Annotated in this window: 18 protein-coding genes and 1 pseudogene; 10 read left to right on the top strand and 9 right to left on the bottom strand. The window is 45.0% G+C overall.

Going from position 1 to position 26041, the window contains the following annotated elements; genetic code table 11:
• The first annotated feature begins 47 nt into the window (after window positions 1-47).
• Entirely contained in the window at window positions 48-761 is a 714-nt protein-coding gene (locus LEP1GSC061_RS08055) for a queuosine precursor transporter (RefSeq protein WP_016544524.1), read from the top strand.
• Here the strand turns inward: LEP1GSC061_RS08055 and LEP1GSC061_RS08050 are convergent.
• Entirely contained in the window at window positions 758-1096 is a 339-nt protein-coding gene (locus tag LEP1GSC061_RS08050; RefSeq protein ID WP_016544321.1) for a hypothetical protein, read from the bottom strand. The genes LEP1GSC061_RS08055 and LEP1GSC061_RS08050 overlap by 4 nt on opposite strands.
• A gap of 113 nt (window positions 1097-1209) precedes the next feature.
• Between LEP1GSC061_RS08050 and LEP1GSC061_RS08045 the strand changes: the two genes are divergently transcribed.
• From LEP1GSC061_RS08045 to LEP1GSC061_RS08005, 9 genes are all read left to right on the top strand, one after another.
• On the top strand, window positions 1210-2727 hold the full coding sequence (locus tag LEP1GSC061_RS08045; protein WP_016544744.1) for a 2-isopropylmalate synthase: 1518 nt from the start codon (window positions 1210-1212) through the stop codon (window positions 2725-2727).
• Between the two features lie 144 nt (window positions 2728-2871).
• Window positions 2872-4896 carry an oxidoreductase gene (locus tag LEP1GSC061_RS08040; protein WP_016544827.1) on the top strand — a complete coding sequence of 675 codons (2025 nt, stop codon included), beginning with the start codon at window positions 2872-2874 and terminating at the stop codon, window positions 4894-4896.
• Between the two features lie 54 nt (window positions 4897-4950).
• Window positions 4951-7353 (top strand): SpoIIE family protein phosphatase, encoded by a 2403-nt coding sequence (locus LEP1GSC061_RS08035; RefSeq protein WP_016545078.1) that lies wholly within the window; start codon window positions 4951-4953, stop codon window positions 7351-7353.
• A gap of 148 nt (window positions 7354-7501) precedes the next feature.
• Window positions 7502-7837, top strand: a complete 336-nt coding sequence (locus tag LEP1GSC061_RS08030; protein WP_016544264.1) for an LIC14007 family protein — start codon at window positions 7502-7504, stop codon at window positions 7835-7837.
• Between the two features lie 125 nt (window positions 7838-7962).
• Window positions 7963-8433, top strand: a complete 471-nt coding sequence (locus LEP1GSC061_RS08025) for an FKBP-type peptidyl-prolyl cis-trans isomerase (protein ID WP_016544354.1) — start codon at window positions 7963-7965, stop codon at window positions 8431-8433.
• 6 nt (window positions 8434-8439) lie between these two features.
• Window positions 8440-10431 (top strand): ATP-dependent helicase, encoded by a 1992-nt coding sequence (locus LEP1GSC061_RS08020; protein WP_016544487.1) that lies wholly within the window; start codon window positions 8440-8442, stop codon window positions 10429-10431.
• Entirely contained in the window at window positions 10394-11149 is a 756-nt protein-coding gene (locus LEP1GSC061_RS08015; protein WP_016545008.1) for a SprT-like domain-containing protein, read from the top strand. The genes LEP1GSC061_RS08020 and LEP1GSC061_RS08015 overlap by 38 nt, the downstream gene beginning before the upstream one ends.
• 197 nt (window positions 11150-11346) lie before the next feature.
• Window positions 11347-12060, top strand: coding sequence for a hypothetical protein (locus tag LEP1GSC061_RS08010; RefSeq protein ID WP_016544914.1), 714 nt, complete (start codon window positions 11347-11349; stop codon window positions 12058-12060).
• 8 nt (window positions 12061-12068) lie between these two features.
• A complete protein-coding gene (locus LEP1GSC061_RS08005; RefSeq protein ID WP_016544330.1) occupies window positions 12069-12617 on the top strand; it encodes a YceI family protein in 549 nt (182 codons plus the stop codon).
• A 1-nt stretch (window position 12618) separates the two neighbouring features.
• On the opposite strand, the gene LEP1GSC061_RS08000 is transcribed toward LEP1GSC061_RS08005, so the two are convergent.
• From LEP1GSC061_RS08000 to LEP1GSC061_RS07970, 8 genes and pseudogenes are all read right to left on the bottom strand, one after another.
• Complete coding sequence (locus tag LEP1GSC061_RS08000) at window positions 12619-13809, bottom strand: hypothetical protein (RefSeq protein WP_016544223.1); 1191 nt, start codon at window positions 13807-13809, stop codon at window positions 12619-12621.
• An 8-nt stretch (window positions 13810-13817) separates the two neighbouring features.
• Complete coding sequence (locus LEP1GSC061_RS07995; protein WP_016544485.1) at window positions 13818-14621, bottom strand: AAA family ATPase; 804 nt, start codon at window positions 14619-14621, stop codon at window positions 13818-13820.
• A 69-nt stretch (window positions 14622-14690) separates the two neighbouring features.
• A complete protein-coding gene (gene pbpC, locus LEP1GSC061_RS07990; protein ID WP_052006500.1) occupies window positions 14691-16820 on the bottom strand; it encodes a penicillin-binding protein 1C in 2130 nt (709 codons plus the stop codon).
• A 9-nt stretch (window positions 16821-16829) separates the two neighbouring features.
• Window positions 16830-22514 carry an alpha-2-macroglobulin family protein gene (locus tag LEP1GSC061_RS07985; RefSeq protein WP_016544312.1) on the bottom strand — a complete coding sequence of 1895 codons (5685 nt, stop codon included), beginning with the start codon at window positions 22512-22514 and terminating at the stop codon, window positions 16830-16832.
• 73 nt (window positions 22515-22587) lie between these two features.
• Window positions 22588-23388 carry a hypothetical protein gene (locus LEP1GSC061_RS21430; protein WP_156844512.1) on the bottom strand — a complete coding sequence of 267 codons (801 nt, stop codon included), beginning with the start codon at window positions 23386-23388 and terminating at the stop codon, window positions 22588-22590.
• Between the two features lie 736 nt (window positions 23389-24124).
• Window positions 24125-24307 (bottom strand): annotated as a pseudogene (locus tag LEP1GSC061_RS21425) (metallopeptidase TldD-related protein); the annotation flags it as partial.
• Window positions 24244-24450: a hypothetical protein gene (locus LEP1GSC061_RS07975; RefSeq protein WP_040508135.1), complete on the bottom strand. Its 207-nt coding sequence runs from the start codon at window positions 24448-24450 to the stop codon at window positions 24244-24246. The pseudogene LEP1GSC061_RS21425 and the gene LEP1GSC061_RS07975, both read right to left, overlap by 64 nt.
• Before the next feature lie 211 nt (window positions 24451-24661).
• Window positions 24662-25909: a hypothetical protein gene (locus LEP1GSC061_RS07970; RefSeq protein ID WP_040508134.1), complete on the bottom strand. Its 1248-nt coding sequence runs from the start codon at window positions 25907-25909 to the stop codon at window positions 24662-24664.
• Window positions 25910-26041 lie beyond the last annotated feature (132 nt).

The raw sequence follows: 26041 nt of genomic DNA, 5'->3' as shown, positions 1-26041 counted from the left end.
CCCGTTCTTTGATTGACAGTCCCAAAATCCGAAGAATTTTTCCTCCGATGCAATTCAACCGACCCTTCAAACTCTTTTTCGTTCTCGGAGCCATCTTCCTTACTTTTCTTCTGATGGCTGAGGTCACAGGATCCAAGTGGATCCAGTTTGTTGTGTCGGACTATTCTTTCAATCTGACTCTAGGGGTGATTCCCTTCCCCATTACTTTCATCGTCACCGACCTTTTAAACGAGTATTACGGCCGCAGAGGGGTGCGTTACTTAACGGTAGTAGGAATGGTCATGATCGTTTTGGCCTATTTCTTACTGCAAATCGATATGAGCATTCCCGCCACGGCCAATTCTCCCGTGGACGACCATTCTTTCCGCGTGGTATTTTTCAATACGGGACAGGTAATCGCCGGGTCCGTGATTGCCTATCTCATCGGGCAATTGGTGGACATCCAGATCTTCCATCTGATCCGGAGGAAAACCAAGAACCGATTCATCTGGTTGAGAGCCACAGGTTCCACGATATTCTCCCAATTATTGGATTCTTATGTCGTGATTTTCGTGGCTTATTGGGGAACCTACGAATTTTCCACTCTCAACGCCATTTCCTACACGAACTTCGGCTATAAGATTCTAATCGCCATAGGGATCACTCCCATCATCTATATCTCCCATTACTTCATAGAGAAATATCTGGGAGAAGACGCTCATAAGATGGCGGAACATGCCTTGAAAGAAGGTAAAGACGAGATGCAGGCTTATCCCGGTTAGGTCTTGTCCGAAAGATAATAAAACCAATTGCGATTTCCCCAGGGATCCAAATAGGAGAAGTATTTCTTTCCGGAAGATTCTTCCGAAAATCCAGACTCTTGCAGACGATTTCGTAGTACCTTCTCCTCTTCCGGAGAAATCCTCCAAACCAGAGTGCCGGGACTCACTGGGCATTCGGGGGTTTCCTTACTAAGGATCACTCGATTGGAATCCGAGAAAAGTATTTCGGCATGATTCGAAGAGGCAAATTGCACGGATCCGGAAAATAGCCCGGCATAAATATCTGCGGCCTTCTCGCAATCTTCCGAATATAGGCTGGATGCAAAGAATTGCATATTCTTCCTCCCGGATCCGGTCTAAAGGGAAAACTTCGAAAACTCTCCCGGAATATTGGGTTTACGGCCGGATTCCTGCCAGGATTTTGGAGTAAGGGAAGAATTCCAAGTATATGAGCGCAAATCAGGATTTTGTACGTATTTTTGATACCACTCTGAGAGACGGAGAGCAATGCCCCGGAGCGGCCATGAGCGAAAACGAAAAGATAGAAATCGCTCTACAGTTGGCAAAGATGAAAGTGGACGTCATAGAAGCCGGCTTCCCCGTTTCCTCTCCCGTGCAATTCCAAGCGGTGGAAAGAATTTCCAGAGAAGTAGACGGACCGATTATCGCGGCATTGGCCCGAGCCGTTCGTCCCGATTTGGAAGCGGCAGCCAAGGCGACTCTTCCCGCCAAAAAAAGAAGGATCCATACATTCATAGCATCTTCTCCCATTCATATGAAATTCAAACTGGGAAAGGAACCTGCGGAAGTTCTGAAGATGGCGGTAGAAGCGGTAAAAATCGCGAGAGACTACGTGGAAGACGTGGAGTTTTCCCCCGAAGACGCCACCCGTTCCGAGCCTAGTTTTTTGCGGGAACTCTGCGAAGCGGTCATCGAGGCAGGTGCGACTACGATCAATATTCCGGATACGGTAGGATATACGACTCCTTACGAATACGGAGACCTCTTCCAGTTCCTGATCCAGAACGTAAAAGGTAGCGATAAGGCAATCTTCTCCGCTCATTGCCATAACGATTTGGGGCTCGCAACATCGAATAGCCTCGCCGCCATCCAAAACGGAGCAAGACAAGTAGAATGTACAGTGAACGGAATCGGAGAGAGAGCCGGAAACACCGCCATGGAAGAAGTGGTGATGTCTCTCCGCACGCGTAAGGATAAATTCGGCATCCAAACCAGAATCAACACGGAAGAGATTGCGAAGGCTTCCTATTTAGTCAAAACCATCACAGGAATGGTAGTCCAACCCAATAAAGCGATCGTAGGAGCCAACGCTTTCGCTCACGAATCCGGAATCCACCAAGACGGTGTATTAAAAAATCGTGAAACATATGAAATTATGACTCCGGAAAGCGTGGGAGTCCAATCCAATCGTATGGTACTCGGAAGACACAGCGGTAGAGCGGGATTCAAAGACAGGATCGTGCGATTAGGATTCAGCCCTCATGCTGACGAATTAGAAGCGGCTTACCAGAGATTTCTGGAAATCGCGGATCGTAAAAAGGAAATCTTCGACGAAGACATTCGCGCATTATTCGCGGACGAATCCAGAAAGTCATCACAGGATCGCTTCGTTCTGGAGAGTTTTCATGTCACTACGGGAACGAAAAGTACACCTACAGCGAGCATTCGTATTTCCATCAATGGAACCATGAAGGAAGAATCCGCAACCGGGGATGGCCCCGTGGATTCCATCTTCAAAGCCATCCAAAAGGCGACCGTTCTGGACGCAGAACTAATCAAACTGGTGATCTCTCCCGTAACGGAAGGACAAGACGCTTTGGCGGAAGCCTCGGTCACATTGGAAAAACACGGAGAAAGAGTCGTAGGAAAAGCAAGTTCCACGGATATCATAGAGGCATGTAGCCAAGCCTATATCTCTGCTTTGAATCGCTTCTCCATTTCTTAACTCCAAAATCGGGATTGGTACCGAATGTCGTTCGGTACCAATTTTTGAAATCTTCGAAAAACCGTTTGCGTTTTGCACTTTCCATTAAAACATTTCTTAGTAGAACGACTGTTCTGTATTTATCCTTAGGAGAAGCGACTTTCTATGTCTTCTTTAGATACTTCCTCAATCTTCCAACCCATTACCCTGGGTTCCGAAACGATTCCGAACCGAATCATCATGGGTTCCATGCACCTGGGTTTGGAAGGATTACCCCATACTGCGGATCGAATGATCGCTTTTTACGGAAGAAGATTCGAAGGAGGAGTCGGTCTCATCACCACCGGTGGAATCTCGGTTAACGCGGAAGGCAAAGGTTCCAATATCTTCTTCGATTTCCAAAAGGAAGAAGATTGCAAAGAATTGGAAATAGTGGCCCAGGCGCTGAAACCTCAGGGTATTTTCTGCGCCCAATTATTTCATGCGGGTAGATACGCCTATCACAGGGAACTCGTGGCCCCTTCTCCTCTCCGCGCTCCTATCAATCGATTTATTCCTAAGGAGCTTTCTACGGAAGACGCTTGGAGAACCATCCGCGATTTCGGTTCTTCCGCTTTGAAAGCGAAGCAGATCGGATTCCGTGCCGTGGAGGTCATGGCCTCCGAAGGTTATCTGGTGAATCAATTCTTCTCCGAAGTCACGAACAAGAGAACGGACGAGTTCGGAGGTTCTCCTGAAAACCGAAGAAGATTCGCAATCGAGGTCATGAAAGAAGTCCGAAAGCAAGTCGGCCCTGGATATCCTGTGATCGTTCGTATGTCCGGAATAGATCTGATTCCCGGCAATCCTAGCTTCGAAGAAGTCGTAGCTCTTGCTACAGAATTAAAAGCAAACGGCGCAGACGCTTTGAATATAGGAATCGGATGGCATGAGTCTCGCATTCCTACCATCTCTCAATTGGTTCCTAGAGGAGCCTGGGCCAAAATTGCGGCTAAAGTAAAGAATGCTGTTCCCGGTATTCCGATCATCGCCTCCAACCGAATCAATATGCCGGAAACTATCATAGAAGTATTGTCCAAGGGAGAAGCGGATATCGTAAGTATGGCGCGTCCTTTCTTGGCGGATGCAGATATCGTAACGAAAATGAAGAAGAATGAGACGGAGAGAATCAATACTTGCGTCGCATGTAACCAAGCTTGTTTGGATCATACTTTCAAAGAAGAAATGGTATCCTGTCTCGTGAATCCTTCCGCAAACAGAGAATTGGATTGGAACACTCTTAGTCCCGTCAAAAAGCAAAGAGTAGTCGTAGTAGGTTCCGGACCGGGCGGAATGGAAGCGGCAAGAGTTTCCGCTCTTAGGGGACACGAAGTCATTCTACTGGAAGCCACTGAAAAATTAGGGGGACAATTGAATTTAGCAGCGTCTATTCCAGGAAAATTCGAATTCTTCGAAACGGTTCGCTATTTCAAAAACGAACTTCCTAGACTGGGCGTGGATATACGACTGAAAACCAGAGCGGATTTGGCTCTCTTGGATTCCTTGAAACCGGATGCGGTCATCTTCGCGACCGGAGTGCTTCCTCGGGACTTGAAATTACCTGGATTAGAAAAGAAACCTCACGCAAGCTATGTGGAATTCCTAAACGGAACTTTCCGTCCTGGAAAATCCGTAGCCATCATAGGCGGAGGAGGAATCGGAGTGGATGTGGCTCACAAACTCACCGAAGAAAAGGATCCCGATATTCCATCTTACTTCCACAGATACAATGTAGGATCTTATACGGAGGCTCATATTCTTCCCGAAAAGGCGGACCGCAAAGTTTCCATCCTTCGCAGAAACGGAAAAGTGGGAGCGGGGCTCGGACAAACTACCTCCTGGGCGCTCTTACAAGAATTGCAATCCAAGGGAGTGGATTTCCTTTCGTCCCTAACCTATAAGGAAGTAACGGACCAAGGATTGGTTATTGAAACCAAAAAAGACGGATCCAAAACTTTGGAATGCGATTCGATCATATTATGCGCAGGACAGGTCAGCGATAAGTCCTTGTATGAGAGTTTCTTAAAAGAAAGAGCGAACGTTCCTTCCTATTTAATCGGAGGCGCGAAAGACGCTTCCGGAATCGATGCAAAACGCGCGATGTTAGAGGGATATCTCGCGGCCATCCGGATAGGAACCGAACAAAATTAGAAAAAACGCGCGCATTTTCCCTTCTTAGCGACCTGCCTCTTATCGGAGGCAGTTATGTTCGGAAAATGCGTCGTTTGTTTTATCGTTTCTATCTTTAGCCTAGGAATTTCCCTTTTCTTCGGATTTTTGGAGAAGGGAATCTATTCGTTTTCTGGATCTCCCGGCTTCTCGGGAGATCCTTGTAGGGAAATCCAAGATCTGTCCGAAGGCTGGGATATACTAGATTCGCAAAGGGTCCCGATCGGAAAAACGAACCTTCCCAAAAATCTATTCCCAATCTCTTCCGGATTCGTTTATCTCAGTCGCAACGTAGTCTATTCTTCTCCTTCGGAAGAATGCAGCCTAGCGTTGTCCCTTGGTAAAGTTTCGGAGAATTTGCAAATATTCTGGAACGGACAATCGATTTACAACCAAGAAGAATATGAAGACAGGTATGACAAAACCCGCATTCTATACGGAATCCCGTTTTCCTCCGAAAACAGAATAGATCTTTATATTCGAGGCTATTTTCCAAAAGAGATCGGAGTCTTAAGAGGAACTCCCAAAATCGGTCCGGCGGACAAGATACGAAAAGAATATTACGTTTTCCAGATTTCCCTTCTAATACTCATCTCTTTATTCATTTCAATAGGTTTCTATTTTCTTTTATTAGGACTAAAGGAAACAAGTCTCTCCTCCAATCTTTTCTTCGGGACCTTTTTGGTATTATTCTCCGTTTACGAATTCTTAGGGAGCGAATGGAAATACGAACTAGGTTTATCTTTTTCGGATTGTAAGAAGCTGGAATACTGTATTCTTCCCTTTCTATTTCCTAGTTTCTTCGCCTTTCTTTCCGGATTTTTCGGCGTTAAAATGGTAAAGGTATCTTTCCTACTTTTCCTCTGGTCCGTTTTATGCGCGAGTATCTTCTATTTTTCGGAATCCATTCTAAACATGGATCACTGGAATCGAACCCTACTCCAACCTTCTTGGATCCCCTATTGTATCCTCATTCTTTTAAGACTGGTCGATAGAATTCGCTCCGGAGAAAAGGACGCCTTCGGATTCTTAGGGGCAATTTTAATACTATTCGTTTCCATCGGATTGGATACCGCGATCGCAAGAGGAATCGCGGACCTTCCCAGAACCTCCGGATTTTCCGTTCTAGGTTTGATCGTATTTTCAGCATTTCGACTCTCCCAACGATTTTTAGAGATGAAACTGGAGTTGGAAGTCTGGAACGGAAAATTGCAGGAGGAAGTGAAATCACGAACCGGAGAATTGAGAGAATCCCTAAAAGAAGCAAGGATCATGAAGGAAAAACAGGACGGCGATTATTTCCTTATGGGAATCCTACAAAAAAGTTTCGAGTCCAAGATGGCCTCCTACGCTACATTCCGCTTGGAAACTCTCTCTTCCCAATTTAAGAAATTCGAATTCAAGGGTAAAACTTGGGAATTGGGAGGAGATGCCATCTGGATGGAAGAGGTCAAATTGGGGGAGAAAGCCTATTTAGCCTTAATGAATTCTGATGCGATGGGAAAATCCCTGCAAGGAGCCGCGGGCTCCCTATTGATATCGGCCTTATTTCGTGCAAAGATATTAAACTTCGATTCTTCTCCCCAACCTCCGGAGACCTGGCTTGTTGGAGTATACCAAGAATTGCACCGCGTCTTTCAGACCTTCGACGGGAACCTATTCGTGACAGGAGTGTTTTGTCTGTTGGATCCGGAAACTTCCTCTTTATTCTTACTCAATTCAGACCATCCGAGATCCGTACTCGTCCGTCGCGGAATTGCCGGTTTCTTAGAAGAGGATTCTAATCCTAAAATGGGTTTTCCTTTCGATTCCACCCAGATCAGAGTAATCGGGCTTTCTCTGGAAGAAGGGGACAGGATCTTAATCGGTTCCGACGGAAGAGAGGATCTAAGACTTAGAGAAGAATCTTCCGAAATCCGTTCCTTTTCCGAAGAATTTCTAAGAATCGCCTCTGAGAGTCCTTCGGACCTGGAATCGGTAATGAATCGCATACGTATGTTAGGTGATTTTACGGACGACCTGAGTCTTGTGCAGTTGATTCGGGAATCTTACGAAGAAACCTCCCGAGCATCCGGGAAACGGAGCGAAATCTCCAAAAGAAAAACGTTACAAACTGCAGTCTCTTTTTGGAAATCGGGAAGAAGAAAGGAAGCGGTCCTAAGATTCGAAAGTTTAGCCCTAACCCATCCTATGGATCTGGAACTTTCTTATCTTACCGCCTGGGCACTTTATAAAAGTGGAAATTTCGATCGGGCCAGAATATATTCTGAAAAGATACTATATAGAGAGTCTAAAAAAGAGGAAAATATCCTGCTCTTGGCAAAAATTTATTTTAAACTGGGCTATTCTAAGGATAGAATCGTAAAGTTCCTAGCCGAGAACGGTTTAGACGGGGAAAGTTTCTTTCGGACTACAAATATTTTGAAAAAGGCTTCTTAAATATCGGCCAAGCTAAGATTCGTTTTGTGGCTTAGCAATGACAAAAGGATTCTTTCCCGTTGACTTTTTCCGGTATTGTTTCTAAATGGAATTCGATTTTGAGTCGGTACAGACATAAAATCCTCTTAAAGGATAGGGGAAAATCAGAATGAAAGTATACTCCGCGGAAAGAGTGCCGAATTCAACGGACTATAACCTTTACATTACGGAAGGAAATTCCAAGTCTAGGCTTATATTGTCCGAACCTTCCCTTCCCAATCTGCACGAACTTCCGGCTCACGATCGCGTTCTCAAGTCCCTGGCCTATACTATTTTAGTCAATTATACCCAGGACAACTCGTTCGCCCTTATGAATACCAATCGCTTCTTGAATTTCCTAAGCGATATAGTCCATCGGGATTCTTGGTTCTTCCTAGCAAACCGAGTGGAACAATTCATCAAGGAAGTGGAAAGTTTCGGAGTCGAAATTTCCTATGACTTTTAGACTAATCGCAAAAATCTGATTGTCCCAGGACCTTCCAAGAATATACTAACTTAAGCACGGTTTCGGAACCAATCTTTCCGTCCCACCGCTAACCGGGAATTACCCCCCAAACGGAGCCAATTTGAATGAATCCTAGAGTCGTAACCTTCCATTATACGTTAAAGGACAAAGAGGGAAATCTGATCGATACCTCCGAAGGCAGCCACCCTCTTTCCTATTTGGAAGGCACGGGCCAGATCATCACAGGTCTGGAAGACGAGATCAAAGGCCTAAACGCAGGCGACAAGCGAGTCATCTCTGTGGATGCGGATAAGGCCTACGGCCCTAAAGATCCGGAAAAAGTCTTCGATGTTCCTAAGAGCCAGTTTCCGGAAGGAGAAGTGCTGAGCGTAGGAATGATGTTCCAAACGGACGAACCCGATGTAGTTTATACCATCACCGAAATCAAGGGAGAAACCATCATCGTGGACGGAAACCATCCTCTTGCAGGCGTGGACCTGATTTTCGACGTGCAGATCGTAACCACTCGCACCGCTACGGACGAAGAAGTCAGCCATGGTCACGTTCACGGAGAGGGGGGACACCACCACCACTGAGTCTCGATGTCGGAACCGGATCTCTTAAACGAAAAGCAAAAAGAGGCCATCGAGACCACCGAAGGTCCCGTTCTCGTCATAGCGGGAGCGGGGACCGGAAAAACGAAGACCATCGTCCACCGCCTGGCGAAATTGGTCGAAGCCGGAATTCCCGCAGAAAACATTCTATTACTCACTTTTACCCGAAAAGCAGCGAGAGAAATGCTCTCTCGTTCCGTTTCCCTATTGGACAAACGCTGCGCTCGGGTCCATGGCGGAACCTTCCATTCCTTTAGTAGTCATATTCTCCGAAAATACGCTCCCGTTTTGGGATTATCCTCTCAATTCTCCATTCTGGACGAATCGGATTGCTCCGATATTTTTCAATTGCTTAGGACTCAGGGAGAATACGCATTACAAAAATCCAGATTTCCTTCCAACGATACGCTGATTTCCTTACACTCTGCGATGATCAATCGCTCCAAAACATTGGAGGAACTCCTAAAAGCCGAATACCCTAAATTTCTGGACCAATCGATTCTGATCCAAAGGATATTCGTGGAATATTCGGAATACAAAAGGCTTCGATCTCTTGTGGACTATGATGATCTGCTCGTTTATTGCTTGGAACTTCTGAATAAGCACGAGACCGTCCGCAAAAAAATATCGGAACAATATCGTTACATCATGGTGGACGAATTCCAGGACACCAATCAGATCCAAGCCCATATCTCCTGTCTCTTAGCTCTAGACCACGAAAATATACTCGTGGTAGGAGACGACGCGCAAAGCGTATATTCTTTTCGCGGCGCGGACGTGAACGGTATTTTCAATTTTCCTAAAATATTTCCCAAAACAAAAACGATTTATCTGGAAAGGAATTATAGAAGCACCCCTTCCATATTAAATCTAGCGAACACAGTCCTTTCAAATTTCAGAGAGAAATACGAGAAGTATCTATATACCAAGAACGAGGATTTTCAAAAACCGGCACTAGTCGGGTTTGCGGACGAATTAGAGGAAGCGGAAGGAATCGCGGACCTTATACTCGAAAGAAGAGAAGACGGGGTTCCTCTCAAGGATATAGCAGTTCTATTCCGATCCGGCTGGAATTCGAATCAGCTGGAATTAGTGCTCAGTCAAAGAAATATTCCGTTTTTGAAATTCGGTGGAAAGAAATTCGTTGAAAGCGCTCACGCTAAGGACTATCTCGCATTATTGAAGATCAAGGAGAATCGTTCGGATTCCATTTCCTGGCTGCGCATTCTTCTTTTAATCCCCGGAATCGGTTCCGCAAAGGCCAAGTCCATTCTTCAGGAATTGGAGAATGGGGAAACACATCTTAAGAATATATTCTATTCTTTAAAAGGAGCTTCCGCCTCTTATTTAAAGGAATTGGGCGGGCTACTCGAATCGGATGATTCGGATCTACAGAAAACATTAGGCAGTTTTATCGATTTCTATTCTCCTCTCTTGGAAAAGAAATACGACGATTCTAAGAGAAGAATCGACGATTTGAACGCATTCTTAACTCTTTCCCAAAAATACAAAACGTTACATGAATTCTTAGTGGATGTGAGTCTCGACGGTCCTTCCAAGAGTCTGGAAAAAATTTCTCCAGAAGAAGAGGACGAGAGATTGGTCCTATCCACGGTGCATTCTTCCAAGGGATTAGAGTTCGATACGGTAATCCTATTGAATGTGACCGAAGGTTCCTTTCCTTCCGGCAGAGGAGAAAAGAATCTGGAGGAAGAAAGAAGACTTTTTTACGTGGCGATCACTCGCGCCAAAAGAAAGCTCTTACTTACCTTCCCTCAAATCTCCGTTCAGAAAAACTCGCAACATTTCAATCGGGTTTCCCGCTTTATAGAAGAGATTCGAGAGCCGGAAAAAGTTCTGGAGAAACAATTCATTTCAAAAAGCGAAAGTTCGGATGCAAATCATCCGGATTCAGAAAACGGCGGACAAACGAAGGAAGCGGATGCAAGAAAAAGAATCCGAGAATTTTTCGGTTCCTGATTCCCAATCGGATTCAGATTGGGAAAAAAGAATTCTCCTAGTTTGGAACCAACTCCGTGTGCAATCTTCCCGTTATAACAATCGACCCGTACATTCCGTTCAAATCAAATTCTACCCTTATAAGAACGGAAGCAACTCGGTACGTTACGATGGAGGAGTATTGTATGCGAATCTGCATACTCAAATTCGTAGCGCATCTCCGGAACTCGTCGATTCCCTACTCCGATTATTGGTGTCCAAATTACTGCGTCTCAAAGTCCGACCGGAATGGAAGGAGAATGTGTTGGACTTTCTGAATTCTCTACCGGAAAGAAAAGTAAAGCGCGCTCCCAATCTTTCCGCCCTAGGTAAAGTCTATGACCTAAACTCCCTTCTCAAAAGAATCACGGAGGAATATTTCCCGAAAATTGATTTTAATTTACTTTCCATTTTTTGGTCCGACCGGATCGGAAAAAGAAGACTGGGAAGCTACGATAAAGAGTCCATGTCCATTCGGATCAGCCCCGTTCTGGATCACGGAAACGTTCCGTTATACGTGTTAGAGCATGTGATACACCACGAAGTCTTACATCATATTCTCCCCGTACATAGGGTCGGAGGTAGAAACGCCATCCATAGCCCTTTGTTCAAGCGCAAGGAAAAGGAGTATCTAGGATACAGAGAGGCTCTCCATTGGCTGAGAAAGGAATACCCTAGGCATGTTTCCCATTTTAGGTAGGAACGAAATAGTCCATCGATTTTTCCGCCCAGAGGAGATTGAGGTTAATTCTCTCTCTAAGCTAGTAATTCCCTGATTCCAAGAAATTTGTTTTCAAACCAATCCCGTTTTTGTATAATTCATTTCGTTCCTTTATCCATATTCCAAATTTAGATTTTCTTTAAATTTAAACGGATTTCGATCGGAACGAGGCAGAAGTGAAATCCTCTTTATCCATTTTGATTCTATTCTTATTTTCGAGCCCTTTATTGGCTCAAAATTCCAACCCTTTCGGCTCCTTTCCGGGCAATTCTTCCCATCCTTTAGTTCCGGATTACTCCAACTATTCTCCGTCCTTTTACTCCCAAGAATCGACTCCTGTTCGGATCGCTCCGGATGCGGAAGAACGAAAAAAGGAAAGAGAGACCATAGAGACTAGAAGGACATTATTAAACTGGCACCAGGGACTGGGGCTTCTTACCTGGGGATTTTGGTTAGCCACTAACCTCGCAGGAGAAAAATCCCTTTCCCACCTTCATAAGGAATACGAGCCGTTTGCTACTTTCTTTCTCGCTCAGAATCCGCAGCAAAATCTGCCCGTATATACCTATTTGATGCAAGTTTCTCCTTGGGACGGAGATCCGGGAGGAAGCACTCACAAATCCTTGGCAGGAACGACTTTCACTCTCTACGCACTGACCGCCGGTCTGGCTTTCTTTTCTCCCTCCAAGAGTTTCGAAAGAGAAGAAGGACTGAGTACCATCTTTACCCATAAGGCGATGATCTGGATCCATTTACCTGCCATGCTCGCACTCCCTTTTATCGGACAGCAAATCCCGAAAGACGGGCATTCCGCGGCCGATACGATGAGGACGGTGGGATGGGCGGGATTCTCCGCGTTCACGGTTTCTATAGCAGTATTTTATTTTTGAGGACGATAATGATTCGTATTTTCTATTCCATTCTTATATTCGCATTCGTTTCCATACTTCCGGTTCATTCCGAAAACGTAAATTTGGCCAAAACGGATATCCAGTTTACCGTTATTCATCCGTTTAAGACCGTCATCGGCCAATGTAAAGGAACCGTGGTTTCTCCCGTGCAGTTCCAAAGAAATGCCGACGGTTTAGCCGCTCCCAAAACTCTGAAAATCGAAGTCCCGATCAAGGAAATCCGATCCGGAGACGAGAATAGGGACGAACATATCTCCGAGGCCTTGGGATTTCCTGTACACAGTCAAATTACTTTCCAATTGGGATCGATAGCGACCTCCAAGGAAGAATGGACTATTTCCGGAAATCTGACGGTGAACGGGATTACCAAACCGGTGAAATCCCAAGCCAAGGTACGCTATGAGGGTCAGGAGATTTTCATCTCCGGAAAATTCCAGGTTCTTATGAGCGATTTCGAAGTGGTCGCACCTAGCCTTCTTTTCACGACGGCTAAGAACGAAGTTTCGATAGAATATTCTTTTATTCTAAAACCTTAAATTAGGTTTGTCCCAGAAGTCTCCTGATTCCATCTTCCAGGCCGTCTATGCTCAGGAAGAACATGGGAAAGACTTTTTTGAGTTCGTAGATGGTGGGCGCGTCCCAGTATCGTTTGGGCTCCGGATTCATCCATATGGATTCTTGGAAATGGCTTTTAAGTCTTTTGAAACTATCCAATCCCGATTTCGGATCCTCGGGTAATCTATGATCGGAACGAAATCGGGAATGATAGAAACCGTAGGAAGGATCCAACAGTTCATAAGGCGCCATATACGCATCTCCCACAAGGATGACCTTGGTATCCTCCTTATGTTTCTTGAATAGGTTTTTAAGAGGAATCGGATAACGTAGATCCCCTTTAGGATAAACGCAGTCGTATATGGAATTGTGGAAATAATAATGCCCGAATTCCTTAAAATGGCTGATCTGGTGGGCGGCGGAGAATAGTTTACTCACCCTCTCCGCATGAGGAGTCATACTCCCTCCAGTATCCATGAGTAATAATACCTTGATTCCGTTCTTTCTGGTTCTTTCGAAAACCAGTTCAGGATCGCCCGCATTCCTACAAGTCGCATCCACAGTTTTGGGGAGATGGAATTCTGGAATCCCTTCCTTCCTGAGATTGCGCAAACGTTTGAGAGCGATCTTCAATTGTCGAACATCCAGTTGCTCGTCCGTTCGGTAATCCTTGTACCTTCTTTCCATGGCTTGGAAGACCGCGGATTTTCCTCTACCCTCTCCTCCGATTCTCACCCCTCCCGGGTTCTCTCCGCTATGGCCGAAAGGAGAGGAGCCTCCCGTTCCTATCCATTTATTTCCTCCGTGATGTTCCCCTTTTTGGTTCTTGAGTCTGTCCAAAAATTCATCCCAGAGTTTTTCGGGAGGGACGATGCCGGGAGGAAGTTTATCTGGATTATCGAAGATTTGGGAAAGCCAATCCATGATTTCCTTACGCAAGGATTCTCGCAAAACTCCCCTTTCTCCGAAGATTTCCGCAAATACCTGGTCGAAACTATCATAGTGTTTTACGTCTTTTATCAAGCAAAGACGGGAAACGGTATAGAATTGCTCTAGAGTGAGAAAGCTACGTTCTTTGGTTAGAACATCCGCGGCCTTCAGAAAATCCAAAAGCTCCACAGTAGATAGAGGAACTCCTACGCTTTTGAGCCTGTAGAATAAAGGAAAAAACAAAATCTTACCTAACGAAACATCCTCAGGTCTTCCTCGTTCTTTACGAGTGCCCCTATATAAGGAATCCGACCGTCTTCCGATAATTTCGCTCCCATATGGATTAGAATTTGGATCCAGTCCAACAGTTCGCTCGTTCCCGGCTTTTTCTTCATATCGTCCATTCCTCGGATTACGTAAAAAGTCTCCAAGGCTCTTTTTAAAAGAGAGGATTCTATGTCAGGAAAATGGGAGGATACTATTTCTCCCATAAAGGAAGGATCCGGAAAATCTATATAATGAAAAATGCATCTACGTAGGAATGCCGCGGGCAATTCCTTTTCGTTATTGGATGTGATAAGAGTCAAAGGGCGAATCTGAGCCTTAACGGCTCGTCCCGTTTCCTGGATGACAAACTCCATTCTATCCAATTCCAAGAGTAGGTCGTTCGGAAATTCTATATCTGCCTTATCTATTTCGTCGATCAGAACGACGCAAGGTCCGTTCTGGGAGAATGCCTGGCCCAAGGCCCCTAGACGAATATAATTCTCTATGTTCCGAACCTTATCCTTGTCCTCGGAGAAACGGGAATCGTTCAAGCGGGAGACCGCGTCGTAGAAATACAATCCTTCCTTGGCGAGAGAAGTGGATTTCACATGCCAAGTGAACAGTTTTTGCTTATAAGTGGACGCTAAATATTCCGCTAATAGCGATTTTCCCGTTCCGGGTTCCCCTTTCAATAGCAAAGGACGGGCCGTGATCTCAGCCACGTGAACCGCTTCCTGTAATTCCTTGGAAAGTAGATAGGTTTCGGCTTTGTTTCTTGCGTCGGACATCGGTACTCCTGATCCAAGGATTCGATGACAAGATAGTCTTAAAAGGAATTTTCTAAGAGAGAATGGAAACTAGCGCACCTGAAATGCGACTGTCTCAGAAAGCCTTCCCGATTCGTCCCTTACGGAAAGAAGATAATTTCCTCGCTTCGGCTTCCAGTCCAAGTAGGAATTCTTGGTTTTTGCAAGAAGCTTCCCGTTCAGGATCCATTCCAATTTTTTGGATGAGCTCCTCGCTCGAAACCGTATTCTTTCGTTCTCGGAAGGAATCTCTGGATCCAATGCGAATAAGTTTCCCGTTTCCGGATAGAGTATCCTTGATTCAGAGAATGGAAAATTTCCTATTTTAAGAGTCGACTTAATGTCTGAATCTTCCTTCGCGAATACCTTTTCGGAAGGTTTATGATCCTCTAGTATTTCCACGATTTCCTTCCAGAGCGGAGCCGCACCGGTGATTCCGGAAACGTCGTGCATGGGCTCCCCGCTCATATTTCCTACCCATACTCCGACAGTATAATTAGCGGTGGAACCCACGCACCAATTGTCCCTCATATCCTGGGATGTTCCGGTCTTAGCAAAGGAATAAAAACGAGTGGCAAGGTTCGATTCCCAACCGAAACCGGGAGCTCGATCGTCCCTGGAAGATAAAATTCCTTTCACTTTCTCCACAGCTTTCGGATCAAAAACGGATAGAAAACTCGACTCTTTCGAGGATTCCCAATGCAGAGAATTTTGCAAGGCCTCCTCGGGAAAGAATGTAGGATCGCTACGATATCCGTCGTTCGCAAGAGTTCTATATGCGTTCGTCAATTCCCAGAGATTGATGTCTGCTGTTCCCAATGCTAAAGACAGCCCGTAATGATCCGGACCTTCCAACCTTTGGAAGCCTAACTCCTTCAATTCGGATACGAATCTGGGAACCCCCACCCAATCCAATACTTGCACTGCCGGTATATTCAAAGAGGAAGCGAGAGCCGTTTTCGCCGGAACGGCTCCCCAATATTTCTCCTCGTAATTGGTCGGTTTATACGAACCTCCCAATAGTTCCCATTCTCTAGGTCGATCGTAAAGAATGGAATCAGGCTCCAGTATTCCGGTCTCGAATGCTAGAGCATACAGAAACGGTTTTAATGTCGAACCCGCTTGTCTACGCGCCTGGACCGAATCCACGAAATAATTCTCCGGAGATAGTTTAGAATTTCCTAAATAAACCAGAACGGCTCCGCTTCGATTGTCCAAGGCTAAGATCCCGGCTTCTCTTACATTCTTTTCACGGATAGAGAGAAGGATACGATCCATTGCGATCTCCGCTTTTCTTTGCAGTAGCGAATCGATTGTACTTCGTATTTTTCCGCTGGTCTGGCTCTCCAGGCTCAACTCTGCTTTTCGAAAAATCCTATGAGCAGCGTGATAGGCTTCGTATTTTTCCGTATTCCAAACGGACACCGGTCTATTGTATGAGGAGACGGTACTAAGAATCGACTCGCAAAGATCTTTTCTTCCCACCTTCGAAGCAAGCGAACAAGCCTTCGTACCCCATTTCGAAAAAGAGAGATTCGGATTCGGCAATAGACTTACCAATAAAACGGATTGTTCAGGGGCAAGAGAAGAAGGATCCACTCCGAAGATTCCGCGGGATGCGGCTCTGAGTCCGACCCATTCTCCTTTGAAAGGAACAAAATTCCAGTAGGCCTCCGCGATTTGCGCCTTACTCCATTTTTCTTCCAGGATCCAGGCGGTTCTCATCTGGCGGATCTTATCCGAGAAAGAACGGCCGCCCGGTTTCGTCTCCAAAAGAAATCCGGCAAGCTGCATACTGATCGTGCTTGCACCTCTCTTGGAATTTCCGAGGATTCTATCCTTGAGAGACCCTAGTAACGCTTTATAATCCACTCCGTTATGAAAGGGAAAGCGCCTATCCTCCTGAGCCAATAGGGCAAGAATAAATATCTCCGGCACATCCGAACTCGTAGTCCATTCCAATCTTCTATACGTTTTATCTAAACGTAATACTTGCAATGTCTGTCCGTTCCGATCCAGTAGAATTCCTTCGGAGGGACGGTACATTCTTCTCAACTCGTAAAAGTTAGGAACCGAGCCGGAATCTACCGTTTCACGAATCTCATCGGGAACAGGAACCGCAAAGTCGGAAGCCCATGGGATCAAACCGACTAAAAGGATTAAAAAACGCAACTTACTCATATTCTCTCACTATTTCGTAGGAGAAACTACCTGGTCCGTATTCGGGATAACGGAGAATAATTCCGGCTGGTACATCGCCTCCAATCTAGTCGGTGGTAGATTGAATTTCCCGGGAGAATTGATCCGATACATATACTCGAAACTCGTTTCTCCGGGAAAGAAATACTCGTAATATGCGGTCATCCCTTCGAATTTCCTTTCCACAAAACTAGGGCTATCCCAGTAATTCTGTTTTACAGTTTCCGAAAGTAAGGAAGAATCCCGTCCCAATCCGGAACCTAAAATGGTAGCGCCCCCGGGCACCGGATCCTTTAGAACCAACCAAGATATGGAGAATTCGGATTTGATTTTTAATCGAACTCGAACGATATCCCCTTCTTTAAAGCTAGTTTTCGGTTTTCCGTCTTGGTCCAAAATTTCTTTTTCCAATCTCAATCCGCTATAAATCGGCTTTTTCAGAGGAATGGCCGAGATCGTTTTCACATAAGCATAAGGTTCCCCGCTGCCTTCTTGCTTTACTTCCAATTTGGATTTACCTTTTGGAAATTCGAAACTTACCGTTCCTTCCTTATTCTTCCAATCGAACTGTCCGGATTGAGAATCCAGTTTCAGTTTTGCAGTCCCGGAAACTTCTCCCGATTCGAAAATATTTCCGTATCTTCTCAAGGCGATACTTGCGAAAGCGTTTGCCGTGGTTAAATCGAATTTACCTCTAGTGGATTGGTTTAGAAGCCCTCGTAAGAGTTTAGGAGTCTCCTCTTTCCACGTTCCGTCCTCCATGATGGAATTTAAGAGTCGCGCGGAAGCGGTGTCACGTGAGGACAATAGCCACCATAAATAGGATCCGTCTCCGGAGAGTTCGTAGGAACTTCCCTGTATTCTTAATTTTGAACGGAGAACTTCGTCCAATTTCTTTCTCTGACCGGAATCCCAGTTCGTTTGCCTATATAGATTTCTAAGAGAAATCAAGGATTCCACGGGGAGTCGGTTTGGATCCGTTTGCACGGCTCGTATCTTGGAGGATTCTACGGATCCGTATTTGGAAACGGCCTCCAAGGCGGTGATTTTTCGAAGCATGGTATCCGTGGACACCAAGGGAGAGGATCGATATAATGTTCCGTCTATGAAACGGTTCAGCGCTCCTATCATAGCCTGCTTCGGTTTCTCCGGAATCTCCCATTTCGCTTCAGAAGCCAATAAAAGTGCGTATGACGTAAGTGCCACGCTACCGTATGAATAAGAATCCGGGAAAAAACGCAAGAGACCGTCCGAATCCAAATACTTGGGTAATTTGCCGACCGTTTCCTTCCATAGTCCCGGATCGTTCAAGGAAACTGCACGAGAGAGCTTCTGCTCCAAGCAATCATAAGGATAAGCGGACATATAACCCTTAATACCCTCCAGTGGTCCGGAGACCAGGCTCGGAGCTAGGGAAACGTCCACCTTACCTCGATTCGGCTCGGCGTCCGCCGGTTCCTCCAAAGGAATTTCCGCATTCGGTTTGAGTTGGTAGAAATTCGCCTGTAAAGTTTGCAAGGGAACGGAACCCTCCACCTTTTGTTGGAATACGAACTTATCCTTAAAACCGATCGAGTCCGCAGTCGTTTGGAATTCGTAACGAACGGAAGTTAGATTCTTGGGCACCTCGAAATCCCATAAAACGACTCCGGAAGCGTTTGGACCGAGAGTAATATTCTTTTTTTGTAATCCAAGATTCGGGTTCGTATCCGCGGAAACATCTATCGATATGGGCTTGGTAGTAGTGTTCTTTAGAGAAACCCCTGCTTGGATACGATCGCTTTCCCGAACGAAAGGAGAAGCGCTGGCGTAAGCCAAAATTTCTTTGGATGACCTGATACTTGTGGAGGCGGAACCGAATCGATTTTCTCCGCTAAGTCCGATCGCTACGATCCGGAAAGAAGTCAAAGAATCGTTGAGAGGAATCTCCAAATCCAATTCTCCGTCGGAATTCGGTTCCAAATCCGTTTTCCAAAAAAGTAACGTGTCGAAAAGTTCCCTTGTGGAGGACTGACCACCACCTCCTCCTGGGGGAAGGCTTTTCAAACCGAAATGCCTTCTTCCGACCACGAACATTTGAGCCGTCGAAGTTCGGACGGAGAGCCCTCTCGGTCCCATCATCGCAGAAAGTAGATCCCAAGATAGATTTTGCTTTAGTTCTAATAGACTTTCATCCACCGCCGCGATAGTGATTTTAGCTCCCTTCCAATTCGCTCTATCCGTTTCGGAAAGCTTGATTTTGACCCTCGCCTTTTCTCTAGGCCTATATTCCTGCTTGTCGGAAGAAACCTTTAGATCCAATTCATAGGGTTTCCAACCCACCTGTATTTCCGCAAATCCCAATCTGAAAGCGGGCTTGGCCAAATCGATCAAGGCGGTGGGCTTAGGCGCTTCGACTCTTCCTCGCACAGCAAGTACGGAGACGAAAACGTTCGGTCCATAATGTTTCTCTAATGGAATTTCGACTACCGGCTCATTCCCGCTCAGATTCCGTATGAAGGAGCGAAATACTCCCTCCCTCTCCACGGTCACAAGCGCTGTAGCGGCCTTGAAAGGCATCCTAACTTGGAATTTAGCGGTGTCTCCCGGCTCGTATTTTTTCTTTTCCGGAATCAGGTCCATTCGATCGTGATCGGTGGATCCGAACCAAAGATCCTTTTCATTCACCACCCAAACGGAGGTATGAGCATAGGATTCCTCGCCTTCTACCCTGGCCTCCAGATAAATCTGACCCGCTTGGGAAACGGCTCCTTGACAATCCAATCTTCCCAGAGAGTCCGTGCTTCCGGAACATACTTCTCCCAAATCCTTCTTTTCCAAGCGATGATCGTAAGCATAATATCCGCCCACGATCCTTTTACGATGCGAGATGTATCGAACTCCCCAACCTTTCACCTTCACAGATTTTCCCGAAACAGGAGAACCGGAAGAATCCACTACGATCACTTTGGAACGTATCTTATTTTTCACAGCCACCCATCCGTCATTTTGGATAGCGACCAGGTAAGAAGAAGGAAGCAGACGAAAGGATCTTCCTACAGTCTGGATTTCTCCATTAGGATCTTTCCATTCCATCTCCATTTCCAAAGAATGGACTCCGTCGAGTTTCCTAGGAATGGAAACTTTTTCGGATAAGAATCCATTCTCATCCGTCTTAGTTTTGATCTGTCCGAATTCTTGACGAGAAGAAGCGGCCGTTCCCTCTTCTACATCTCCGTAGTCGTAGCGGGAAAAAGCGCTGACCGCTGTGCCGTTCGAAAATTCAAATTCGGGGTAAGAAGCGAATTTTGCCCCGCCTATATTTCGAAGAGAGGAACGAAGGGTGATCGGTAATAATCCCGCCTTTCCACCCGAGAGATAACTGATCGATCCGGAGATAGGCACTTCTTTCGGAGAGACCAATTTTGCCGAGTCCGCCTGCAATTCTCCTTTCAATAGAGGCAGACGAAACTGAGCCACCGTAAATCTTCCGGATTGCACAGTTCGATCTTGCGGAAGCTTTAGATAAACCGAATATTCTCCCAAGATAACGTCTTTAGGAATGGGGAACTCGGTTTCTCCTGTGAAAGAAGAGGACCAGCGCACCGGAATCTCGAATTTCTGACCGCTGGCCTCGTGTTGCACGATTACCGCGGTCGGAATCTCTGGGTTTTTAGGATATTCGAAGCCGAAGGGGTCGGTTTTACGAACGATATGATTCATATGCACCGTTTCCCCTTCTCGGAAAAGAGGTCGGTCCAGCACCGTTTTATAACGGTAATCCCCGTCGTAGGATCCACCGCTTAGATTGTATCTCCAAGTTTCGATTCCGTCCTGCCAACTCGAATGCAGGAAAGTGAAATCGTCTCCTTTTTTCCCTACTAAAAATAGACCGCTATAAAACGGAGAATTGGAGCAGGTCTTGTCCTCCGCACCGTTGTTTTTATTGGAAAAAGAAAAAAGACCTGAGGAATCAGTAGTTCCTTGGTAAATCAGATTCGCGTTGCAATCGTATATCCCTATTTCCACACCTTCCATAGGAAGACCCTTGTCCAGAGACGTAGCCCAAACCAACGAAGAAGACTTTCCCCATTTAAAATGAAGGCTTAAGTTCGTAACTAAAGCAGCAGTGCGAACATAATACGGCTTTTTATTCTCATGTAGAGATTCTCCGAGAATCGGGCTTTCAATCTCCACGATGTGCAAACCGCTTTTTTTGAGAGGGATTCCGATTACCTCGAATCTTTTCTGACCGTTCGGGCTCGGAATCCCGAACTTAAGCTTTTTCTGATCCAAGGATTCGAAAACGGATTTTTCATGATCGTATTCTCTTCCTTTTCTGTACCAGTGCATCAGATTCTTCACATCGGAAGGACCTATGACGATCGACTGAGCCTGCAAGGGTTTTCCGCCGCTAGGTTTCTTTTCCTCATCCTTACCGAAAACGTTTCCTAGGAATTCCTTTCCTTTGGAGCTCAATTTTCCCCATTGCTCATGAATGAGTTCCCCTTCTCCTTCGGGAGAAAGAGGATTCAGATGTTGCGCGAAGACGGGCGCTTCTATGTTCCGAACGGTTACAGGCAATAGAGCTTCCGGAAATTTTTCTAAGACTCCGAAATCGGAGGAAAATTTAGCCAAAGGTGGAAAGTCCTCCGTTTTAAACGGCAAGGGGAAAGAGGCGAAATTTTGGAGAGGCCTTCCCATATCGTCCACGATTCCTTTCGGCAGAACCAACTGCAATTCGGCGTTAGGAGGCAAAGGAGATGAGAAAGAAAGAGAATAGAAGGAATTTTCCTCTTCACTATCCGATTGGTTCTTTGCCACCGGAATCACTTTGCCGTCGGTAGTCTTTAAATGGATCTGATTCTTCCAAACTTTAGAAACCGGCGCGGAGAATTGAACATTCACCGGCGAGACAGGAGTACATCCTGAATTGGCTTGCACTCTTTCGCAATTTAAGGAAGCTGTAAATGCGGCTCGAACGTCGAAATTCTGGGCCCAATCCGAGGAACTTGCTACGCCCGAAGCGGAACGAAATCCCTTCTCGACGATCAGTCTCAGTTTGGAATTAGCGGGAAATATTTGCCTCGATGCGAATACGATCGTCTTTTTGGATCCTGTATCGAAGCCGGAAATGTTCAGTATCTTTTCCCGATCCTTACCCTGCAAGAGTCGGACAGGAATTTTATTCCCCAATCCTTCCAAAGCGAACCAGATCTTCTCGGATACGTCGGAAAGCTTAGGTTCCGTGTCGAATTCCAAAACAAAAATCTGATCTTCCGAGATAGGGCTATAATAATACGGAGCCATCCGGGAAACCAAGGGCCCTCCCGTATGAAAAGAATAAGCCACACCCGGAGTTAAGGTATTCCCCGCCAGAGACCGAATCGCTTTCGTAGTGAATTTGCAAGAGACTCCTCCCTCCAAAGGAGAGGAAAATTCGTATACCCAATCCGTCTCCGTTACCCATCTTTCTTCTCCTTGGACGGGACAATCGATCGTAAAAGGAGAGACAGCTCTTTTCGGATCTCCCAAGGGAACCATAGGTTCCCTAAACAAGACCTGAACCTGACCGACCTTTTTGATCTCTCCCTGTGGGGAAAAGGAGAATTGGACCTTCCCTCCTTGGCCGGAAACGGAGGTCAGAAAAAAACAAAAAATGAATAGAGGGAAAAAACGAAGAAATGAGAAGCGCAAAGGTACACCCTTTGAAAAGAATGCATTCTTTTTTCCGAATCGCTAAGGTTCTTGCAAGCAAGAAATTTCGGTCTTAAAGAAAGACAAAGTCAATCTTCTGTTGTCTTTGCAAAGGATATAGTGTGATTGATCCTAAAACATAAAGCTTCGGAATTCTTGTCGATTCTTGGATAAAGCCGGATTCTATAAATTGTTGCACTGAATTAATAGACACCTTCCTCGGTCGATAACCGTCGAAATAGCGCAGATTTCCGACGGCGGTCAGTAAAACAAGGGCGAATATACTTCCATAGAATAAATTCCCTTTTAAGCTATCTCGCCCCAAATAAAAAATGAAAAGACTACTCACTAAAGATAGAAAAATCCACCGACTCGTATCCCAACCTACCAATCCCAAAAGCAAGGGAGAAAGAAAACAGATAACTCCTAAGCCGAAAAGAGTATTCCGAGTTTTCGCAGAGTTGTTTAGAGCCGCGGTCCAGGAAGCAAATATGCCAACAATCACAGTAAGAACCAAAATCGGGATCTGGTCTTCCGCATAATGCATCGCCATAAATCTTGTTGTTTTTGCGATGAGCGCATCGTTCACATAATCGAGACGAGGAAAATAATTTGCGTGCAACTTCCAACTATTAAAGAATTCTGCTAGAGATAATCCGACGATAGGAACAGACAAACAAATAAAAAAGGAAACGAATGCAAGAATAAAGGGAAGAAACCACCACTTAGAAAAACCGTTTTCCTTGAAGTATAGGGAAAGTAAATAGACCGGCAGAATAATAAGAAGTGCTTGTTCGTGAAAAAGAGGAGAAACGCCGACCAGGAATCCTGGCACAAACGAGTTCTTAGATAAAATACAAATAAATAAAATCAAAAAGAGCAGCTGATCGATATACCCGATCTCGTGGAACCAGTAGCCTCCGGCCGGCGAAAGCAAAAAGAACGCGAATACAAATCGAATGGCAAAATTAGAGCGAATCATTTCCCGCAAAAGAATCGCATGGAAAGCCAGGAAGATCGCCGCTTGAATTGACACGATAAAATAATAATCGAATCTAAGATCTCCGAACAATGAAAGAAAAGTTCCCGCCAAGGCACGTCTATAAATTCCATCCCAATATCCTGGAACAAAATAACCCATCGACCAAAGATTGGGCATCCGAAAACCCCGATAAAACGAGAAGACATAGCCTAGGAGCATCAAACAGTAACTTAATATATTATAATATTTTTCAAAGCTGCCAATTTTCTCGGTTGCATCCGCAAGGCGTATTCTTCTCAAAGCCAGAAAGCCTAACAAAATCTGGACAGAAATGATTAAACCGACGGCAGGAAGGAGCAAAGTCGGTTTAGGCGAATGTTCATTCTTCTCAATATTCAGGGTGGGAAATTGAACATCGAAAGCGATTAGAAAAACGAATGTAACGACCAATAAAAAGCAAAGAAACGGTAGGAGCCTTCCGACATTCTTCTCTATAGAATCGCTCGGTTTAAGAATTTCCATTTCAATATTCCACTTTAGCTGTCCTCTATTACCAAAGGCCAAAAGAATGAATCGGCTTCGTTAATGCTCGATTCATTCCTACTCTCAGGCACAAGAAGATGGAAGGTCAACCGGCGATATGGATTTCTTCCAAAAGAAGATCGGGCACCTTGATGGAGGAATAACTATCCGAGTACTCGTTCGAGATTCCTCCGATTTTAAGGAGCAGATCGAAATAATTTGTGCTCATAGTGATCCGATCCACCGCATGTTGCGGTTTTCCATTCTTATAATAGATTCCTTGGATTCTGTATCGAAGCCGGAAATGTTCAATATCTTTTCCCGATCCTTACCCTGCAAGAGTCGGACAGGAATTTTATTCCCCAATCCTTCCAAAGCGAACCAGATCTTCTCGGATACGTCGGAAAGCTTGGGTTCCGTGTCAAATTCCAAAACAAAAATCTGATCTTCCGAGAAGGGGCTATATCAACGGAGCCATCCGGGAAACCAAGGGCCCACCCGTATGAAAAGAATAAGCCACACCCGGAGTTAAGGCATTCCCCGACAGAGACTAAATCGCCACGGTTCTTGCAAGCAAGAAATTGCCCGTAAGAAAGCAAAAGAATTCTATCGAAATAATCGATTCGGATTCGAATGAAAAAGACTATAGTTTGGGAATTTCGGTAGCTATACGCAAAAAGTCATTTTTGAAAAAGGCCTCTATCGCCGTCGGATTTAGTTTACGCGGTTCGAAACCGTCAAAATAGCGCAATCTCACTTGCATCGAAAATAAAACGATAGAAATTACACTTGCGTAAAACAGAAAACCTCTCAAATACTTGCGAGCCAAGTAAAATACGAGTAAAGAAGCGCTCAAGGATAGGAAAATCCAGCGACTTGTATCCCAACCTATAAACCCGAGTGAAAGCGGCAAACTTGCACATAAGATTGCAACGCAGAATAATAAATTTTGTTTTTTTCCGAAATCATGCTGCGAAGCCGTAAACGAGGCAATTACACCGGCGAATACAGTTATCGCCAAGCTGCCAATTTGATGTTCCGTATAATGAAGCGCAGCGAATGCAGTAGTCTTTGTTGCAAGCACTGAAGCGATATAGTCAAAGCGAGGAGGATAGTTAGCGTTCAATGCCCATTTCATCGTAAATTCGGCTATGGCATCCCCTTTAGAGCGAACTGAAACTATGATTATGAATAGTAAACTTGCAAACGCAATCGGATATATCCATTTCCACTTACTAACCACCTGACTTTCCCTAAAGAAAAAAGATAAATAATAGCAAGGAAAAACAATAATTAAAGCTTCTTCATGGAAGAGCGGAGAAATCGCAATCAAAGAATATGCTGCATACTGATTCCTCAAAGATATCGCAACTCCAAGAATTAAAAAAAGTAATTGGTCGATGTATCCGATTTCATGAAAAAAATAGCCTCCCGCTGGAGATAGAAGAAAAAGAGCGAAAAGAATCCTAATTTGATAACTGGACTTAAAAATTGCCTTTAGAATTAGAAGATTTAATGCCAGAAAAATAAGAATCTGCACACCAAGAATGAAATAATAATTGAATCTCAATTCTCCGAATAAATAAAGAAAAGTTCCTCCAAATGCTCTACGATAAATTCCGTCAAAATAACTAGGCACGAAATATCCCATCGTCCATAGATTCGGCAACCGAAAGCCGCGATAAAATGAAATCACGTAACCGATCACGATTAAAACGATACTAAAAGTATGAACATATTTGCGTTCTAAGGATTGCTGTTCGGAATTGTAAGATGAATGAATTTTAGGTAGAATCAAAAAGGCGAACAAGAGTTCGATTGAAATTATTAGGCCGATCTTCGGAAATAAAGAAGTATTTTCGGGAGAAAGTTGACCACCTTCTACGTTCATCGTAGGAAAAGTAACCCCATATGTAATCAGAAGAATAAAGATAGAGGTCGAGATCACCAGTAGCAATAAAACTAAAGACCGCAAATGTGTCTCTATACGTTCTGGATCTTTAAAAATGTTCAATCGGCAACC

Source organism: Leptospira wolffii serovar Khorat str. Khorat-H2, from assembly GCF_000306115.2.
Classification (GTDB): domain Bacteria; phylum Spirochaetota; class Leptospiria; order Leptospirales; family Leptospiraceae; genus Leptospira_B; species Leptospira_B wolffii.
Note: the sequence above shows the minus strand (reverse complement) of the source record. Positions and strands in the feature narration are given on the sequence as shown.

Coding starts and splice junctions, on each gene's coding strand:
- LEP1GSC061_RS07995 (WP_016544485.1), bottom strand. CDS start 14,621: ATGTCCGACGCAAGAAACAAAGCCGAAACCTATCTACTTTCCAAGGAA.
- LEP1GSC061_RS08020 (WP_016544487.1), top strand. CDS start 8,440: ATGTCGGAACCGGATCTCTTAAACGAAAAGCAAAAAGAGGCCATCGAG.
- LEP1GSC061_RS08035 (WP_016545078.1), top strand. CDS start 4,951: ATGTTCGGAAAATGCGTCGTTTGTTTTATCGTTTCTATCTTTAGCCTA.
- LEP1GSC061_RS08015 (WP_016545008.1), top strand. CDS start 10,394: ATGCAAGAAAAAGAATCCGAGAATTTTTCGGTTCCTGATTCCCAATCG.
- LEP1GSC061_RS08040 (WP_016544827.1), top strand. CDS start 2,872: ATGTCTTCTTTAGATACTTCCTCAATCTTCCAACCCATTACCCTGGGT.
- LEP1GSC061_RS08030 (WP_016544264.1), top strand. CDS start 7,502: ATGAAAGTATACTCCGCGGAAAGAGTGCCGAATTCAACGGACTATAAC.
- LEP1GSC061_RS08005 (WP_016544330.1), top strand. CDS start 12,069: ATGATTCGTATTTTCTATTCCATTCTTATATTCGCATTCGTTTCCATA.
- LEP1GSC061_RS08050 (WP_016544321.1), bottom strand. CDS start 1,096: ATGCAATTCTTTGCATCCAGCCTATATTCGGAAGATTGCGAGAAGGCC.
- LEP1GSC061_RS08045 (WP_016544744.1), top strand. CDS start 1,210: ATGAGCGCAAATCAGGATTTTGTACGTATTTTTGATACCACTCTGAGA.
- pbpC (WP_052006500.1), bottom strand. CDS start 16,820: ATGAGTAAGTTGCGTTTTTTAATCCTTTTAGTCGGTTTGATCCCATGG.
- LEP1GSC061_RS08025 (WP_016544354.1), top strand. CDS start 7,963: ATGAATCCTAGAGTCGTAACCTTCCATTATACGTTAAAGGACAAAGAG.
- LEP1GSC061_RS08055 (WP_016544524.1), top strand. CDS start 48: ATGCAATTCAACCGACCCTTCAAACTCTTTTTCGTTCTCGGAGCCATC.
- LEP1GSC061_RS07970 (WP_040508134.1), bottom strand. CDS start 25,909: ATGAACGTAGAAGGTGGTCAACTTTCTCCCGAAAATACTTCTTTATTT.